General features: G+C 70.9%; 13 protein-coding genes. 7 read left to right on the top strand and 6 right to left on the bottom strand.

Features of this window, described 5'->3' with window-relative positions; genetic code table 11:
* Positions 1 to 52 precede the first annotated feature (52 nt).
* The 5 genes from TU31_RS10600 to TU31_RS10580 all read left to right on the top strand — a co-directional run bounded on the left by TU31_RS10600 (position 53) and on the right by TU31_RS10580 (position 6,008).
* The gene (locus tag TU31_RS10600) at positions 53 to 790 is read left to right on the top strand and encodes a FadR/GntR family transcriptional regulator (RefSeq protein WP_078885685.1); all 738 of its coding nucleotides are present in this window, start codon (positions 53 to 55) and stop codon (positions 788 to 790) included.
* Positions 787 to 2,361, top strand: a complete 1,575-nt coding sequence (locus TU31_RS10595) for an amino acid permease (RefSeq protein WP_370682718.1) — start codon at positions 787 to 789, stop codon at positions 2,359 to 2,361. The genes TU31_RS10600 and TU31_RS10595 overlap by 4 nt, the downstream gene beginning before the upstream one ends.
* A gap of 2 nt (positions 2,362 to 2,363) precedes the next feature.
* Positions 2,364 to 3,383 carry an asparaginase gene (locus TU31_RS10590; RefSeq protein ID WP_042152628.1) on the top strand — a complete coding sequence of 340 codons (1,020 nt, stop codon included), beginning with the start codon at positions 2,364 to 2,366 and terminating at the stop codon, positions 3,381 to 3,383.
* A gap of 88 nt (positions 3,384 to 3,471) precedes the next feature.
* Entirely contained in the window at positions 3,472 to 4,893 is a 1,422-nt protein-coding gene (gene aspA, locus TU31_RS10585) for an aspartate ammonia-lyase (RefSeq protein WP_042152625.1), read from the top strand.
* A 320-nt stretch (positions 4,894 to 5,213) separates the two neighbouring features.
* Positions 5,214 to 6,008 carry a carbon-nitrogen hydrolase family protein gene (locus TU31_RS10580; protein ID WP_042152623.1) on the top strand — a complete coding sequence of 265 codons (795 nt, stop codon included), beginning with the start codon at positions 5,214 to 5,216 and terminating at the stop codon, positions 6,006 to 6,008.
* Between the two features lie 152 nt (positions 6,009 to 6,160).
* On the opposite strand, the gene TU31_RS10575 is transcribed toward TU31_RS10580, so the two are convergent.
* From TU31_RS10575 to TU31_RS10565, 3 genes are read right to left on the bottom strand one after another with little or no spacing between them, the layout of a single operon-like run.
* Positions 6,161 to 6,799: a LutC/YkgG family protein gene (locus TU31_RS10575; protein WP_107070663.1), complete on the bottom strand. Its 639-nt coding sequence runs from the start codon at positions 6,797 to 6,799 to the stop codon at positions 6,161 to 6,163.
* The gene (locus TU31_RS10570) at positions 6,796 to 8,367 is read right to left on the bottom strand and encodes a LutB/LldF family L-lactate oxidation iron-sulfur protein (RefSeq protein WP_042152617.1); all 1,572 of its coding nucleotides are present in this window, start codon (positions 8,365 to 8,367) and stop codon (positions 6,796 to 6,798) included. The genes TU31_RS10575 and TU31_RS10570 overlap by 4 nt, the downstream gene beginning before the upstream one ends.
* Positions 8,364 to 9,131, bottom strand: a complete 768-nt coding sequence (locus tag TU31_RS10565; RefSeq protein WP_042152615.1) for a (Fe-S)-binding protein — start codon at positions 9,129 to 9,131, stop codon at positions 8,364 to 8,366. The genes TU31_RS10570 and TU31_RS10565 overlap by 4 nt, the downstream gene beginning before the upstream one ends.
* Positions 9,132 to 9,337: 206 nt before the next feature.
* Between TU31_RS10565 and TU31_RS10560 the strand changes: the two genes are divergently transcribed.
* Entirely contained in the window at positions 9,338 to 11,011 is a 1,674-nt protein-coding gene (locus TU31_RS10560; protein WP_042152612.1) for an L-lactate permease, read from the top strand.
* 24 nt (positions 11,012 to 11,035) lie between these two features.
* Here the strand turns inward: TU31_RS10560 and TU31_RS10555 are convergent, their stop codons facing one another.
* From TU31_RS10555 to sigK, 3 genes are all read right to left on the bottom strand, one after another.
* Positions 11,036 to 11,815, bottom strand: coding sequence for a FadR/GntR family transcriptional regulator (locus tag TU31_RS10555; RefSeq protein WP_042152609.1), 780 nt, complete (start codon positions 11,813 to 11,815; stop codon positions 11,036 to 11,038).
* Positions 11,816 to 11,953: 138 nt separating this feature from the next.
* A complete protein-coding gene (locus tag TU31_RS10550) occupies positions 11,954 to 12,244 on the bottom strand; it encodes a zf-HC2 domain-containing protein (RefSeq protein ID WP_042153719.1) in 291 nt (96 codons plus the stop codon).
* Positions 12,244 to 12,837 (bottom strand): ECF RNA polymerase sigma factor SigK, encoded by a 594-nt coding sequence (gene sigK, locus TU31_RS10545; RefSeq protein ID WP_078885748.1) that lies wholly within the window; start codon positions 12,835 to 12,837, stop codon positions 12,244 to 12,246. Before sigK ends, TU31_RS10550 begins: the two co-directional genes overlap by 1 nt.
* Before the next feature lie 449 nt (positions 12,838 to 13,286).
* Here sigK and TU31_RS10540 point away from each other — a divergent pair, with 449 nt between their 5' ends.
* On the top strand, positions 13,287 to 15,824 hold the full coding sequence (locus TU31_RS10540) for a Pls/PosA family non-ribosomal peptide synthetase (RefSeq protein ID WP_078885683.1): 2,538 nt from the start codon (positions 13,287 to 13,289) through the stop codon (positions 15,822 to 15,824).
* Positions 15,825 to 15,839: the final 15 nt, after the last annotated feature.

Below are 15,839 nucleotides of genomic sequence, written 5' to 3'. Positions count from 1 at the left end.
ATCTGCGCCGCACCCCTTGACAGCTCCCCCGGCTGGAATCGACGATCCCGGGGTGAACCTGTCAGACAGCCAGACAGCTGGCGAGATGCCCCGGCGGATCAGCGCGATGGAAGCGGTCCTGAACCATCTGCGCGGCGCCATCGAGCGGGGCGAGTACGCGGTCGGGGACAAGCTCCCCTCCGAGGCGGAGCTCTGCCGACGGCTGGAAGTGAGCAGACCCGTGCTCCGGGAGGCGCTGCGGGCGCTCCAGACCATGGGGCTGACGGTCTCGCGCACCGGCAAGGGCACCTTCGTCATCTCCGACGGCGCCGTGGCGGACCCGACCTTCGGCGACTACGCGGCGAGCGACCTGCTCGAGGTGCGCCGCCATGTGGAGATCCCGGTGGCCGGTTACGCGGCGGTGCGCCACACGGCGGAGGACCTCGATCAGCTGAACCATCTGCTGGACCGGATGGAGCAGGAGACCGACACCACCGCGTGGGTGGCGATGGACAGCCTCTTCCATCTCGCCATCGCCCAGGCGGCCGGCAATCCGGTCTTCCGCCGGGTCATCGAGGAGATCCGCGATGCGCTGGCCCGCCAGTCGGCCTTCCTCAATGAGCTCGGCGGCCGGCGCGAGCAGTCGAACCGGGAACACCGGGCGATCGTCGAGGCACTCGTCGACCGCTCCGAACACGACGCGGTGGAAGCCATGGCGCACCACCTCGCCCGCGTCGAGACGACGCTGACCACCATCGTGCGGTCGCAACACCGCACGGACCCCTCCACGGAAGACGAGGATCACGCGTGAGCGAGCAATCCCTCCGGCAGGCGGAACGGCAGCAACAACAGAGCGCCTCACAGGACGCGCATCAGCAGGCGGGCGGGCATGTGGACGCCGGTGACGCCGGCTACCAGAAGTCCCTCACCTCCCGGCACATCAACATGATCGCGATCGGCGGGGCCATCGGCACCGGGCTGTTCCTCGGCGCGGGCGGCCGGCTCGCCAGTGCCGGACCGTCGCTGGCCGTGGCGTACGCGCTCTGCGGCCTGTTCGCCTTCCTGGTGGTGCGCGCGCTGGGCGAGCTGGTGCTGCACCGGCCGTCCTCGGGTGCGTTCGTGTCCTACGCCCGGGAGTTCCTCGGCGAGAAGGGCGCGTTCGTCGCGGGCTGGATGTACTTCCTGAACTGGGCGACCACCGGAATCGCCGACATCACGGCGGTGGCGACGTACACGCACTACTGGGGCATGTTCTCCGAGATACCGCAGTGGGTGATCGCGCTGATCGCGCTCGCGGTCGTGCTGACCGTGAATCTCATCTCCGTGAAGATCTTCGGCGAGCTGGAGTTCTGGTTCGCGATCGTCAAGGTCGGCGCGCTGGTCGTCTTCATGCTGATCGGCATCTTCCTGCTGGTCACCCAGCACCCGGTCGCCGGCCACTCCCCCGGCCCCTCGCTGGTCACCGACCACGGCGGCGTGTTCCCGACCGGGACCCTGGCGATGCTGCTGGTCATCCAGGGTGTGGTGTTCGCCTATGCGTCGGTCGAGCTGGTCGGTGTCACGGCGGGCGAGACCGCGGAGCCGGAGAAGGTCATGCCGAAGGCGATCAACTCCATCATGTGGCGGGTGGCCGTCTTCTACGTCGGCTCGGTGGTCCTGCTGGCGATGCTGCTGCCCTGGAGCGCGTACTCGGCCGGGGAGAGCCCCTTCGTCACCGTGCTGTCCAAGATCGGGATACCGGCCGCGGGCGGTGTGATGAACCTCGTCGTGCTGACCGCCGCGATGTCCAGCCTCAACTCCGGCCTCTACTCCACCGGGCGCATTCTGCGCTCGATGGCGATGTCCGGCTCCGCGCCGCGGTTCACCGGCGTGATGAGCCGCAGCCAGGTCCCGTACGGCGGCATTCTGCTCACCTCCGGGGTCTGTGTGCTGGGCGTGGGCCTCAACTACGTCGTGCCGAGCGAGGCCTTCGAGATCGTGCTGAACTTCGCGGCGATCGGCATCCTCAGCACCTGGTCGATGATCATGCTCTGTCATCTGCTCTTCTGGCGGAAGGCGCGCGCCGGACAGCTCATCCGCCCCAGCTACCGGCTCCCCGGCTCGCCGTGGACCGAGTGCGTGACGCTGGCCTTCCTGGCCCTGGTCCTGGTCCTGATGTGGGCCGACGGCGGAGCCGGCCGCACCACCGTGCTGTCGCTGCCGCTGATCGTGGCCGCGCTGGTCGGCGGCTGGTTCCTGGTACGGCGCCGGGTCGGCATCCTCCAGGACGCCGCGGCGGCGCAGGCGAGCGGCGCGCACCCGCACACCGCACCCCCCGCTCAGCACACCGAAAACACCCACGGCACAGACAACCCCCACGGCACCGAAAGCACCGAGAACTGATCATGAGTCAGAGCACCACCCTGCCGCCGCACCGGACCGCGGGCGCGCCGCCCGCGGTCCGCGAACCGGCCCATGTCCCCGTCGCCCATGTGGTCCGCGGAGGCATCGTCGAGGGCGTCCACCACGGCTCCGTCGTGGTGCTGGCGGCCGACGGGAGCGTGGCATTCCAGGCGGGCGACATCGAGGCCGCGTTCTACCCGCGCTCGGCACTCAAGCCGGTCCAGGCGGTCGGCCTGCTGCGCGCGGGCCTGCCGCCGCTGGACGATCCGTCGCTGGCCCTGGTCGCGGCCAGCCACTCCGGCGAGGACCGGCATCTGGCCACGGCCCGGGACATCCTGGCCGCCGGCGAGCTGACCGAGGACGAGCTGCGCAACGTCCCCGATCTGCCGTACGACCCCGCCGTACGCGACGAGTGGATCCGGCGCGGTCTGGGGCCCACCCGGCTCGCACAGAACTGCTCGGGCAAGCACGCCGCCATGCTGCTGACCTGCCGCGCCCGCGGCTGGGACCTGGACAGCTACCTCGACCCCGGCCATCCGTTGCAGCGGGAACTCGCCGCGACGGTCGAAGACCTCACCGGCCAGGGCATCGCGCGGGTCACGGTCGACGGCTGCGGCGCCCCGCTGTTCTCCGTCTCCCTCCACGGGCTGACCCGGGCCGCCGCCCGGCTGGCGACGGCCGCGCCCGGCAGTGAGGAGGGCCGGGTCGCCCACGCCATGCGCACGCACCCGGAGATGGTGTCCGGCAGCCGGCGGGACGTCGCCCGGCTGGTGCGGGCGGTGCCGGGTCTGCTCGCCAAGGACGGCTTCGAGGGCGTGCAGATCGCGGCCCTGCCGGACGGGCGGGCGGTCGGCGTGAAGATCGCCGACGGCGGTGACCGCGCCCGGATGCCGGTGACCGCGGCGGCCCTGGCGCGCTGCGGCATCGATCCCGGCGTCCTCGCCCCGTTCGCCACCACACCCGTCATCGGGGGCGGCACCCCGGTCGGGGCGCTGCGGGCGGCGGACACCCTTGCTCCGTAAGTGACCTGACGCTCCATCACCTCTCCGCCGGGCTCACCCGCCCGGCCCCCTCCCCCTCCGCTCCACCTCACAAAGGACCCGCTGCACCATGACTTCCGCCGGCCACCGCCGCGAACACGATCTGCTCGGCGACCGGGAGATACCCGCCGAGGCGTACTGGGGCGTGCACACCCTGCGCGCCGTGGAGAACTTCCCCATCACCGGTACGCCGATCGCCACCTACCCGCACCTGATCAATGCGCTCGCCGCCGTCAAGGAGGCCGCGGCCCGGGCCAACCAGGACCTCGGACTGCTCGACACCGAGCGGGCCGACGCGATCGCCGCCGCCTGCCGGGAGATCCGGTCCGGCGGACAGCTGCACGACCAGTTCGTCGTCGACGTCATCCAGGGCGGTGCCGGGACCTCGACGAACATGAACGCCAACGAGGTGATCGCCAACCGGGCGCTGGAGATCCTGGGCCATGAGAAGGGCGACTACCGCCATCTGCACCCCAACGAGCACGTCAATCTGAGCCAGTCGACGAACGACGTCTACCCGACCGCCGTCAACGTCGCCACGATCATCGCCGTCCGGGAACTGCTCGACTCGATGACCGTCCTGCGTACGGCCTTCGCGGCGAAGGCCGAGGAGTTCCGCGACATCCTCAAGATGGGGCGCACCCAGCTCCAGGACGCGGTGCCGATGACCCTGGGCCAGGAGTTCTCGGCGTACGCAGTGATGCTGGAGGAGGACCAGAGCCGGCTGGCCGAGGCGGTCCTGCTCATCCACGAGATCAACCTCGGCGCCACCGCCATCGGCACCGGCCTCAACGCCCCCAAGGGCTACGCCGAGGCGGCCCGCACCCATCTGGCCGCCCTCACCGGGCTGCCGCTGGTCACCGCCGCCAACCTCGTCGAGGCCACCCAGGACTGCGGCGCCTTCGTCCATCTGTCGGGCGTCCTGAAGCGCATCGCCGTCAAGCTCTCGAAGAGCTGCAACGATCTGCGGCTGCTGTCCTCCGGCCCGCGCGCCGGGCTCGCGGAGATCAATCTGCCGCCGGTGCAGGCCGGTTCGAGCATCATGCCCGGCAAGGTCAACCCGGTCATCCCCGAGGTCGTCAACCAGGTCGCCTTCGAGGTCATCGGCAACGACGTCACCATCACCATGGCGGCCGAGGCGGGCCAGCTCCAGCTCAATGCCTTCGAGCCGGTCATCCTGCACTCCCTCTCGGAGAGCATCACCCATCTCGGGGCGGCCTGCCGCACCCTCGCCGAGCGCTGCGTGGCGGGCATCACCGCCAACACCGAGACGCTCCGGGCCAGCGTGCAGAACTCCATCGGCCTGGTCACCGCCCTCAACCCGCACATCGGCTACACCGCCGCCACCGCGATCGCCAAGGAGGCACTCGCCACCGGACGCGGTGTCGCCGAACTCGTCCTGGAACAGGGGCTGCTCCCGGCCGACCGGCTCGCGGCACTGCTGCGCCCGGAGGAAATCGCCGGTACGGGCGGTGACTTGAGCGCGGTCTGAAACCGGCCCGCCCGGCCGTCCGCCGAAGGGCTCCGGCACCGGGATGCCTCACGCAGGATTTCAGCCCGGTAACCGACCGTGAGGAGGCCACCCGCCGTGCCGTCCGGATGGGGCCGGGATCGCCGTACCCCTCCCGGACGTGCTCCCGGACGTGCTCCCGGGGCGGGTTCCGGCGCACGATGAGGAGGAGTGCACCTGTCTGACGTCCGGCCCCGGGCAGTCGGCAGGCAGGATGGTCACCGGCGCTCCCGGCGGTGAGACGGGCCGGGCGGCGCCGGAACCAGGCCCTGAGGACACCGCACGAGAGAGAAGAGATCCGCATGCGTATCGCGCTGTGCCAGATGACGGCATCGACCGATCCGAAGGAGAACCTCGCGATCGTCCAGGACCAGGTCCGCCGTGCGGCACGCGAGGAGGCCCGGCTGGCGGTCCTTCCGGAGGCGGCCATGGTGCGGTTCGGGGCCGCGCTCGGGCAGGTGGCCGAGCCGCTGGACGGCCCGTGGGCGGAGGGGGTGCGGGCGGTGGCCCGGGAGACCGGCGTGACCGTGGTGGCGGGCATGTTCACCCCGGCGGACGACGGGCGGGTGACCAACACCCTGCTGGCCACCGGGCCCGGGGTCGAGGAGTTCTACGACAAGATCCATCTGTATGACGCCTTCGGGTTCCGGGAGTCCGACGCGGTCGCCCCGGGGAAGCGCGTGGTGACCATCGATGTCGACGGGGTCCGGGTGGGCCTGGCGACCTGCTACGACCTGCGGTTCCCCGAACTGTTCCGGGCCCACGCCGATGCGGGGGCAACGGTGTCGGTGCTGCCCGCCGCCTGGGCCGCGGGGCCCGGCAAGCGCGCACAGTGGGACCTGCTCGTACGGGCACGTGCCTTGGACGCGACGGTCTGGCTGGCGGCGGTCAATCAGGCCGCTCCGGATCCGCAGGCCGATCCCGAGGCCCCCACCAAGGCGCCGACCGGTGTCGGGCACAGCGCGCTGATCGGCCCCGACGGGACCGTACGCGGACAGCTGGGTGACCGGCCGGACCTGCTCGTCGGGGACGTGGACACCGAGGAGACCGCCCGGGTGCGACGGGCGGTGGCGGTACTGGACAACCGGAGCCTGTAGGCAGGCCCTTCCGGTGACCATCCGCGGCCGCCGTGCAACTCGCCGCGGCGGTCGGCCTCAACGGCCTGCGGCTGCTGCGCGCAGCGGCATGGGCGGCGGGCGGCGCGGCCCGTCCCGTGAGGGCGGCCGCGCCCCGGAGGACGCCGAGCCGCTCAGCGGTCGGTGCGGATCACCACCGCCAGCGTGCGCGGACCGTGCACCCCCTCGACCCGCTCCAGCTCGATGTCGGAGGTGGCCGAGGGGCCGCTGATCAGCGTGATCGGGTGCTCCGGCGTCAACTGGGCCACCGCCTCCGGCACTCCGGTCCGCACCGACGACAGCTCGACGACACAGACGTGCAGATCGGGGACGAGGGTCAGGGCGCGCCTCCCCTGGTCCGCGGCGGCGCCGTCCAGGAAGATCGTGCCGGTCTCGGCGCAGCTGACGGCGGAGCCCGTCACCACCCCGTCCAGCCCATCGAGCGAGGGCGCGGGCACGTCAGCGGAATCCGTCACCGTCTCCCCGTCGTACCCGGTCAGCCAGGCCGGATCGAGCCCCGGGGGCACTCCGATCTTCCGTGCTCCGTGTGCCTGCAGCACCTCGGCGAGCACCGCCGCGGTGGTTGCGGCGGTGCAGGTGCGGACCTGCGCCCGGTAGTCGACGAGCCGGTCGACGAAGAGGGCGAGCCGTTCCTCGTCGGGGAGCGAGCGGCCGGTGCGATAGCCGCGGGGGACGGTCACCTCGGGCCCGTCGGAGAGGGCCAGGGCGTCCCGGACACGGTGGAGCACCGTCTCCCGTGCGGTCGCGGTCACGATGCCTCCTGCGGATCGTCGTCGGTGTGCCGGGCGCCTTCTTCGGCCGCGGCCCGCATCGCGGCCGCGCCCTCGGCGGAGGCGAACCAGGAGCGGAAGGTCTGCTTGGGCGGGGCGGGGGTGTCACGGCTGTCGCTCCAGCCGTTGAGCGGCGGGGGCAGGTGGGAGAGGGTGCCGTCCCGCCCCGCCGCCCCCCGTCCGAGTCCGGCCGCCTTCTGCGCGGCGGTGAACAGCCCCGGCCGCTTCATGACCGCGGCCGCGGCCTTCATCGCCAGCTTCTCCGCGGTCGTCCCGGACTGTTCGGTGTGCTGGTGCCGCAGCTCGACGAGGAGCGACGGAATGTCGATCTTCACCGGGCAGGCGTCGAAGCAGGCTCCGCACAGACTGGAGGCGTACGGCAGCGAGCTGTTGGGATCGTTCTTGGCGCCGTGCATTCCGGCCAGCTGCGGAGTGAGCACCGCACCGATCGGGCCGGGGTACGTCGATCCGTAGGCATGGCCGCCCGTCCGCTCGTAGACCGGGCAGACGTTGAGGCAGGCCGAGCAGCGGATGCAGTGGAGCGCCGCGCGCCCTATCCGGTCCGCGAGCGCCGCCGTCCGCCCGTTGTCGAGCAGCACGAGATGGAACTCCTGCGGGCCGTCGCCCGGTGTCACGCCCGTCCACAGCGAGGTGTAGGGGTTCATCCGCTCACCGGTCGAGGAGCGCGGGAGCAACTGGAGGAAGACCTCCAGGTCCTGGAAACGTGGCAGGACCTTCTCGATGCCCATGACGGTGATCAGCGTCTCGGGCAGCGTCAGACACATCCGGCCGTTGCCCTCGGACTCGACCACGGCCAGGGTGCCGGTCTCGGCGATGCCGAAGTTGGCGCCGGAGACGGCCACCTTGGCCGTCATGAACTTCTCGCGCAGGAACGCGCGCGCCGCGGCCGCGAGCCGGGCGGGGTCGGCGTCCAGCGCGGGGTCGACGCCCGGGATGTGCCGGAGGAAGATTTCCCGGATCTCCTCGCGGTTGCGGTGGATCGCGGGCACCAGGATGTGCGACGGCCGGTCGTCGGCGAGCTGCACGATCAGCTCGGCCAGATCGGTTTCCAGCGCCGCGATCCCCTGGCTCGCCAGATGCTCGTTGAGGCCGATCTCCTGCGTGGCCATCGACTTGACCTTGAGGATCTCGTCACTGCCGGTCTCCCGCACCAGCCGGGTGACGATCTCGTTGGCCTCGACGCCGTCCCGGGCCCAGTGGACGGTGCCGCCGCGCTCGGTGACCTTCCGTTCCAGCTGCTCCAGCAGTTCGGGCAGCCGGTTCATGGTGTCGGTCTTGATCGCCGAGCCGGCGTCGCGCAGCTGCTCCCAGTCGGGCAGTTCACCGGTGACGGCGAGGCGCTTGGCGCGGATGGAGTGGGTGGCCTTGCCCAGGTTGCGGCGCAGTTGCTCATTGCCCAGCTCGTCGTGAGCGGCCCGGGGGAAGCTGTGCTCTCCGCGCAGATGGCCCGTCCCGTACGGGGAGCGCGGGGGGACGGCCGGCATACCGAGGAAGGTGCCCCGCGTCGCGGGGCCGGTCGGACTGCTCATCGGGCGGCCTCCGTCAGGACGTGCGGCGCGGTGCGGGTGGCGGCGAGGATCTGGGCCAGGTGCAGGGTCCGCGTACCGGACCTGATGCGCGAGAGGCCACCGCCGATATGCATCAGACAGGACGAGTCGCCCGCCGTGCACACCGCGGCGCCGGTGCCGGTGATGTGGTCCATCTTGTCCCGCAGCATCGCGGTGGAGGTCTCGGCGTTCTTGACCGCGAAGGTGCCGCCGAAGCCGCAACAGGCGTCGGCCTCGGGCAGCTCCACCAGGTCGATGCCCTCGACGGCACGCAGCAGCCGCAGCGGCTTCTCGCCGACCCGCAGCATGCGCAGCGAATGACAGGTGGGGTGGTAGGTCACCCGGTGCGGGAAGTACGCGCCGACGTCCGTCACGTCGAGGACATCGACGAGGAACTCGGACAGCTCGTACGTCTTGGTCCGGACGGCGGCCACACCGGCGCGGAGGGCCGCGTCCCCGTAGCGTTCGGCGACGAGCTCGTGCTGATGACGGACCGAGCCCGCGCAGGAGCCCGACGGCACCACCACGGCCTCGATCGCCGGATCGCCGAACTGTTCGGCGAAGTTCCGCACCAGCGGCACCGGTTCCCGCTGATAGCCGGTGTTGACATGCATCTGGCCGCAGCAGGTCTGCTGCGGCGGGAAGACCACGTCATGGCCCAGGCGGGCCAGGAGTACCGCGGTGGATTTCACCGCCTCCGGGAAGAGCGTGTCTCCCAGACAGGTGGCGAAGAGAGCGATGCGCATAGAGCCTCCCTGGCGCTTATGGTCCGACCATACTCCCCTCGAACCGAGAGAGAAAAGTAAGGACGCAGTTTGGTCCGACCTTATTGACATGCGACATCTTCGGTGGGCTACTGAGGACCGATCGTCAGCCACACGGCGCCGCGATGGCCGGAACCGGACGTTCACCACCGGCCGGACGGCGCGCAGAACTCGATGAGGAGCACTCCGTGGCCACCACTCCGCCCGCTGCCCTGGCGGCCTACACCCCCGACGTGGCCGCCGTCGGGGACAGCCTCACCACCACCGCGCTACTGGGCCTGGTGCCCCTGGCGGCCTTCTTCCTGCTGTTGATGGCGGCCAAGCGCTCCGCGCTGCACTCCGCCCTCGGCGCCCTGCTGACCGCGCTCCTGGTCGCGGTCCTCGGTTTCGGCATGCCGCTGCGGCTCGGCGCGCTGTCCGCCACCCAGGGCGCGGCCTTCGGGCTCTTCCCGGTGATGCTGATCGTCGTGTCGGCCATCTGGTTCTACGAACTCACCGTGGTCAGCCACCGTTTCGACGATCTGCGCCGCTCCTTCAACGCCGTCGGCCGCGGCGATCTGCGCATCCAGGCCATGCTCATCGCGTTCTGCTTCGGTGGACTGCTCGAAGCCCTGGCCGGCTTCGGCGCGCCCGTCGCGATCACCGCCGCCATGCTGATGGCGCTCGGACTGCCCCGGCTCACCTCGGCCGTCACCGTCCTGGTCGCGAACACCGCGCCGGTCGCCTTCGGCGCCATGGCCATTCCCATCACCACCGCGGGCAACCTCACCGGCATCCCCGCGGAGTCCCTCGCCGCGGTCATCGGCCGGCAGAGCCCGCTGCTCGCCCTCTTCGTGCCGCAGCTGCTGCTCTTCCTCGTCGACGGCCGGCGCGGTCTGCGGCAGCTGTGGCCCGTCGCCCTGGTCACCGGCGCCGTCTTCGCCCTGGCCCAGTTCTGGTGCTCGGCCCACTTCGCCTACGAGCTCACCGATGTCGTCGCCGCGCTCGCCGGCTTCGGGGCCGCGGTGGTCATGCTGCGCTTCTGGACCCCCACGACACCGGACGACCAGCGCTCCCAGGTCACGGCCGAACCGCTGACCCGCCGCCGCACCTTCCTGGCCGTGCTGCCGTATCTCCTGGTGATCGCGGTCTTCGCGCTCGCCAAGCTCGACGTCGGCGGACTCGACATACCCGGGCTGCTCGGCTCCCTCACCCTCCAGCTCGACTGGCCGGGCCTGTACGGCCACCTCCTCGCCCCCGATGGCTCGCCCGCGGGCAGCGCCGTCTACAAGCTGGAGGTCCTGGCCAATCCCGGCACCCTGCTGCTGCTCTCCGGGCTCCTGGTGATGCTGATCTACAGCCGCGCGAAGGACGCCGACCGCTTCCCGATGACCGCGCGCACGGGACTGTCCTGCGCCGTGCGCACCCTGCGCAACATGCGCACCGCCATCGCCACGGTCGCCACCGTGATGGCCCTGAGCTACGTCATGAACCAGTCGGGGCAGACCCTCGCCATCGGCACCTGGCTCGCCGCCGCGGGCGGGCTCTTCGCCCTGCTCTCCCCCGTCCTCGGCTGGCTCGGTACCGCCGTGACCGGCTCGGACACCTCGTCGAACGCGCTGTTCGCCACCCTTCAGCAGACCGCCGGCAAGACCGCGGGCATCGACCCGACCCTGCTGGTGGCCGCCAACACCACGGGCGGCGTGGTCGGCAAGCTGATCAGCCCGCAGAACCTGACCATCGCGGCGACCGCGGTGGAACGGCCCGGCACCGAGCGGATCCTGCTGCGCAAGGTCGCCGGCTACAGCGTCGCGATGCTGGCGGTCCTGTGCGTGCTGGTCTATCTCCAGTCGCTGCCGGTGCTGTCCTGGATGCTGCCGTAGGCGTACGGGAGAGGCCGGGCGGGCTCAGCGGTCCGTGCCCGCCCGGCCCTCGTCCCCTTGCTCCTGCTCCTGCTCCGCCGGGGCGTTCTCGTCGACCAGCCGGCCGTGGAAACCACGGATATGTGCCTCCGCCAGATCGGCGGCCTTCGCTCCCTTGCCGGCGCGCACCAGTCGCAGCAGCTCGGTGTGCTCGGCGTTCAGCGCCGCCGCCGTGGCCGGCCAGTCCTCCGCCGTCTCCAGCGCCCGCAGGATCAGCGGGCGCACCGACTCCCGTACGGCCGAGGTGAGGGTGGAGGTCAGCTGGTTGCCCGAGCTGCGCGCGATGGCGACATGGAACCGGGTGTCGAGGTCATTGAAGTCGGCGGCCCCCACGCCGGGCTCGCGCATCCGCTCCAGGAGCGCTTCCGCCTCGTCGAGGTCCTGCGCCGAGGCGTGCTCCGCGGCCGCCTCGAAGCTGGAGCGCTCCAGGACCACCCGGGCCTCCAGCACATCGTGCAGACGGTAACTGCCCAGGGCGAAGTGCAGGCGCAGCAGCCGGCCCAGCGCGTCGTCCGGGTTGCGTACGATCCGCGCCCCGGCGTCCGGCCCGCGCCCGGCCTGGGCGACCAGCACTCCGATCGTCTCCAGCACCCGCAGCGCCTCGCGCAGCGCGGACCGGCTGACGCCCAGGACCGGCGCCAGCTCGCGCTCGGGCGGCAGCCGGTCCCCGGCCTTGAGCTCACCGGCGAGCACCCGCTCTTCGATGCGCTCCAGCACGAGCTCATGCGTACGCGACTGCCGCACAGGTCGCCATTCGGCGGTCATCCCCAACTCCCCGGCTCGGCCCTCATGCCCCCGTGCAAAAACTATGTCACACAGGACGTGTGGTCGGACCACACTGCCCGGCGCCACGGGAGGCTCGGCCGTCGGATCGCGAGCCGCGCGTACGGCCGTCGCGGCGGGTCAGACCTCCAGGTCCAGTCGCGGCCCCTCGCGCCGGGACGGCTCGCGGCGGAGCAGCTGTTCCTGGGCGGTGGTCGCGATCCGTTCGAGGACCCGCCGGCGCAGCGCGTCGGACGGGGTGACCGCTTCCGCTTCGGCCAGACACGCGACGGTGGCCTCCAGGTCGGCGACCTCCCGGGTGCAGGCGTCGCAGCCGGCCAGGTGGGTGGCGAAGGCGGCCGCCTCCTCAGGCGGAAGGGCGTGCAGGACATACGCCCCGAGCGCCTCGTGCGGATCCTCGGCAGCAGACATCAGTCGCCTCCCATACAGACGCGCAGTCTCCGCAGGCCGGTGCGCATCCTCGTCTTGACCGTGCCCGCGGGGGTGGACAGGGCCTCGGCGACCTCCGCGTAGGTCATTCCCTGGTAGTAGGCGAGGACCAGCGGCAGGCGCTGGGTGTTCCCGAGGCCGGCCAGACAGCGGTAGACCTGCGCCCGTTCCTCCCGCTCCTCCACGGCCTCCACCACTTCGTCGAACGGGGTCTGGTGGGCCAGCTGCGCGGCCTTCCGCTCGCGTTCCGCGCCGGCCCGCACCGATCGCACCCGTTCCACCGCTCGCCGGTGGGCCAGCGTCAGGACCCAGGACTTCGCGGCACCGCGCTCGGGGCGGAACCGGTCGGCCTTCCGCCACACCTCGATCATCACGTCCTGAGCCACCTCTTCAGCCTGCGCCTCATCGCGCAGGATCCGAGCGGCCAAGCCCATGACGGGCACCACGAGGGCGTCGTACACGCCGACGAACGCACGCTCGTCACCCTGGGCGACCCGCACGAGCAGATCGTCCACGTGACGGTCCGCGGCAGACCGCTCCGGCGGCCGGGGCCCCTCGGGTGCGGTGTGCGAAATGCGCCTCACGACGTGTCGACCGTCCCCTCGTCAGTCCGGTGCGGCCCGGTTCCCCGGGATGGAGCGCGGCGGGACGCGTTGCCACGTACCGGCCGCGCCCTCCCAGGCTGACGTTCCCTCACGCGGACCGCAGCCGGTCGGGGCCCGTTCGGCTGAGCGGGCGCCCTCCTGGCGCGCGCACCGTGCCGCTCGGCGCGCCATGGCGTGCGGGATGTGGACGACGTCCGTAGACCGGGTCTCCAAGGGGCCGAAGCAGCAGGTCATCCCCGCTGCGGAGCTCTTGCGTAAGGGAACGGGGAGATCCCCGCAGGAGAAAATGGGCATTTGGTGCAATCCACACCCGTACGGGCCTCGAATACACATTAGGAACTGCCCGTGCGACGCCCATCGAGCGCCTGCGGGACCCGGTGACGGGACGACGGTCGTCGGCGCTTGTCAGGGAGGTCGCCATGGTCGGAGAGCCGGTCGAAGAACTGACCTCGTATCCGGAGGAATCCCCGGCCGGCCGGTGCGGCGCGGACGGTCCGGCCCCCGGTGTCGAGGCCGCCTTCGCCGTCACGCTGGCCGAGGTCATGGGTACGGGGCAGACGCCGGTGGACCGGAATTTCTTCGACGACCTGGGCGCCGACTCCTTGGTGATGGCACATTTCTGTGCGCGGGTCAGGAAGCGTGCCGACCTGCCGCCGGTGTCGATGAAGGACATCTACCGGTATCCCACGATCCGGGCGCTGGCCACGGCGTTGGCGGGCTCCCCACCGTCCTTCCCGGTCGAGACCCCGCCCCCGGCACCGACTCCCCCGTCGGCGCCGGCTCCCGCTGTCAGGGGCACCTCTCGGTACGTCCTGTGCGGAGCGCTGCAACTGCTGACGTTCCTCGGGTACACCTCCCTCGTCGCGGTCGCCACGGCCTGGGGTTATGAGTGGATCGCCGCCGGGTCCGGCATGTTCGGCAGATATCTGCGCTCGGTGCTGTGCGGCACGGCCGGTCTGCTGTTGCTGTGCGCCCTTCCGATCCTGGTGAAGTGGGTCCTCATCGGCCGGTGGAAGCCCCAGCAGTTCCGCGTCTGGAGCCTGCCGTACCTCCGCTTCTGGGTCGTCAAAACGCTGATCCGCGCGAACCCGCTGGTGCTGTTCGTCGGTTCGCCGCTCTACACGCTCTATCTCCGGGCCCTGGGCGCGAAAATCGGGCGCGGCGTCACGGTCTTCTCGCGCAATGTGCCGGTGTGCACGGATCTGCTGGCCCTCGGCGACGGCACCGTCATCCGTAAGGACGCGTTCCTCAACTGCTACCGGGCACAGGCCGGTCTGATGCAGACGGGCACGGTGGTCCTCGGCAAGAACGTGGTCATCAGTGAGGCCACGGTGCTCGACATCGAGACGGCGCTGGGTGACGGGGCGCAGCTCGGCCATGCCTCGTCGCTGCACAGCGGGCAGGTGGTGCCGGACGGCGAACACTGGCACGGATCGCCGGCACAGCGGACCGACGTGGACTACCGCGTGGTGGGGCCGGCCCGTTGCGGTGCCTTGCGCAGGACGGTGCACAGCGCACTCCAGTTGGTGACCGTGCTGCTGCTGTACGTGCCGCTGGCGGTCGGCGGTGTGGGCATCCTGCTGGCCGAGGCGCCGCAGCTCACCGCGGTCCTGGAGCCCGGCCCCACGGCGCTGGGCGACGGGACGTTCTACATGGACGCCCTGTTGCTGTCCTTGCTCTTCTTCGCCGCCGTGCCGCTCGGGCTGCTCTTCCAGGCCACGGTCCCCCGGCTGCTCAGCCGGACCATCACACCGGGCAGGGTCTATCCGCTGTACGGCTTCCACTACGCGGTGCACCGGCTGATCGCTCTCACCACCAACCGGAAGTTCCTGATGCGGCTGTTCGGTGACAGCTCCGCCATCGTGCACTACCTGCGGGGCCTCGGCTACGACCTCTCCCGGATCGAACAGACCGGGTCGAACTTCGGTACCGAGGTCAAGCACGAGACCCCGTACCTGAGTTCCGTCGGGAGCGGGACGATGGTCGCCGACGGTCTGTCCGTCATGAACGCCGACTTCTCGGACACGTCCTTCCGCGTCTGCCGGACCTCGATCGGGCCACGCAACTTCCTCGGGAACCGGATCGCCTACCCCTCGCGGGGGAAGACGGGTGACAACTGCCTGCTCGCGACGAAGGTCATGGTCCCGGTCGACGGCGAGGTCCGGGAGGGCGTCGGGCTCCTCGGCTCGCCCAGCTTCGAGATCCCCCGTTCGGTCCAACGGGACAGCACCTTCGACCAGTTGAAGAGCGGCGAGCAGCTGCGCCGCCACCTCACCGCCAAGAACCGGCACAACGCCGCCACCATGGCGCTCTACCTCCTGGTGCGCTGGCTCTATTTCTTCTGGGTCACCCTGCTCGTGGCCGTCGCCGCGGAGCTCTATGACTCCCTCGGCGCCTTGGCGATCGCGCTGGGCAACGTCCTGGTGCTGGTGTCCGGTGTCGTCTACTTCGTGCTGGTCGAACGGGCCGTGACGGCGTTCCATCCCCTGAGCCCGCTGTTCTGCTCGATCTACGATCCGCGTTTCTGGCGGCGGGAACGCTTCTGGAAGGTGCCCTCGGAGACCTATCTGCTGTTCTTCAACGGCACCCCGTTCAAGAACCTGATCTGGCGGTTGCTGGGGGTCCGGATCGGCCGCAGGGTCTTCGACGACGGCTGCTATCTGACCGAGCGGACCCTGGCCGCCATCGGGGACGGCTGCACCCTCAACGTGGGGAGTGTCGTCCAGTGCCACTCGCAGGAGGACGGCACCTTCAAATCCGACCGCAGCACGCTCGGCGCGGGCTGCACGCTCGGCGTCGGCGCCTTCGTCCATTACGGCGTGGCCATGGGTGACGGCGCGGTGCTCGCGCCCGACTCCTTCCTCATGAAGGGCGAGGCCGTCCCGCCGCATACGCACTGGGGCGGCAATCCGGCCCGGCAGACCTGCGGCCAGGACACCGGCGAGGGCTGGAGGTAGGAGCCTATGACCACA

The sequence above is a fragment of the Streptomyces lydicamycinicus genome (genome assembly GCF_000829715.2).
In the GTDB taxonomy this organism is placed as follows: domain Bacteria; phylum Actinomycetota; class Actinomycetes; order Streptomycetales; family Streptomycetaceae; genus Streptomyces; species Streptomyces lydicamycinicus.
The sequence above is the reverse complement of the archived record's forward strand: the minus strand, read 5'-3'. Positions and strand labels throughout refer to the sequence as shown.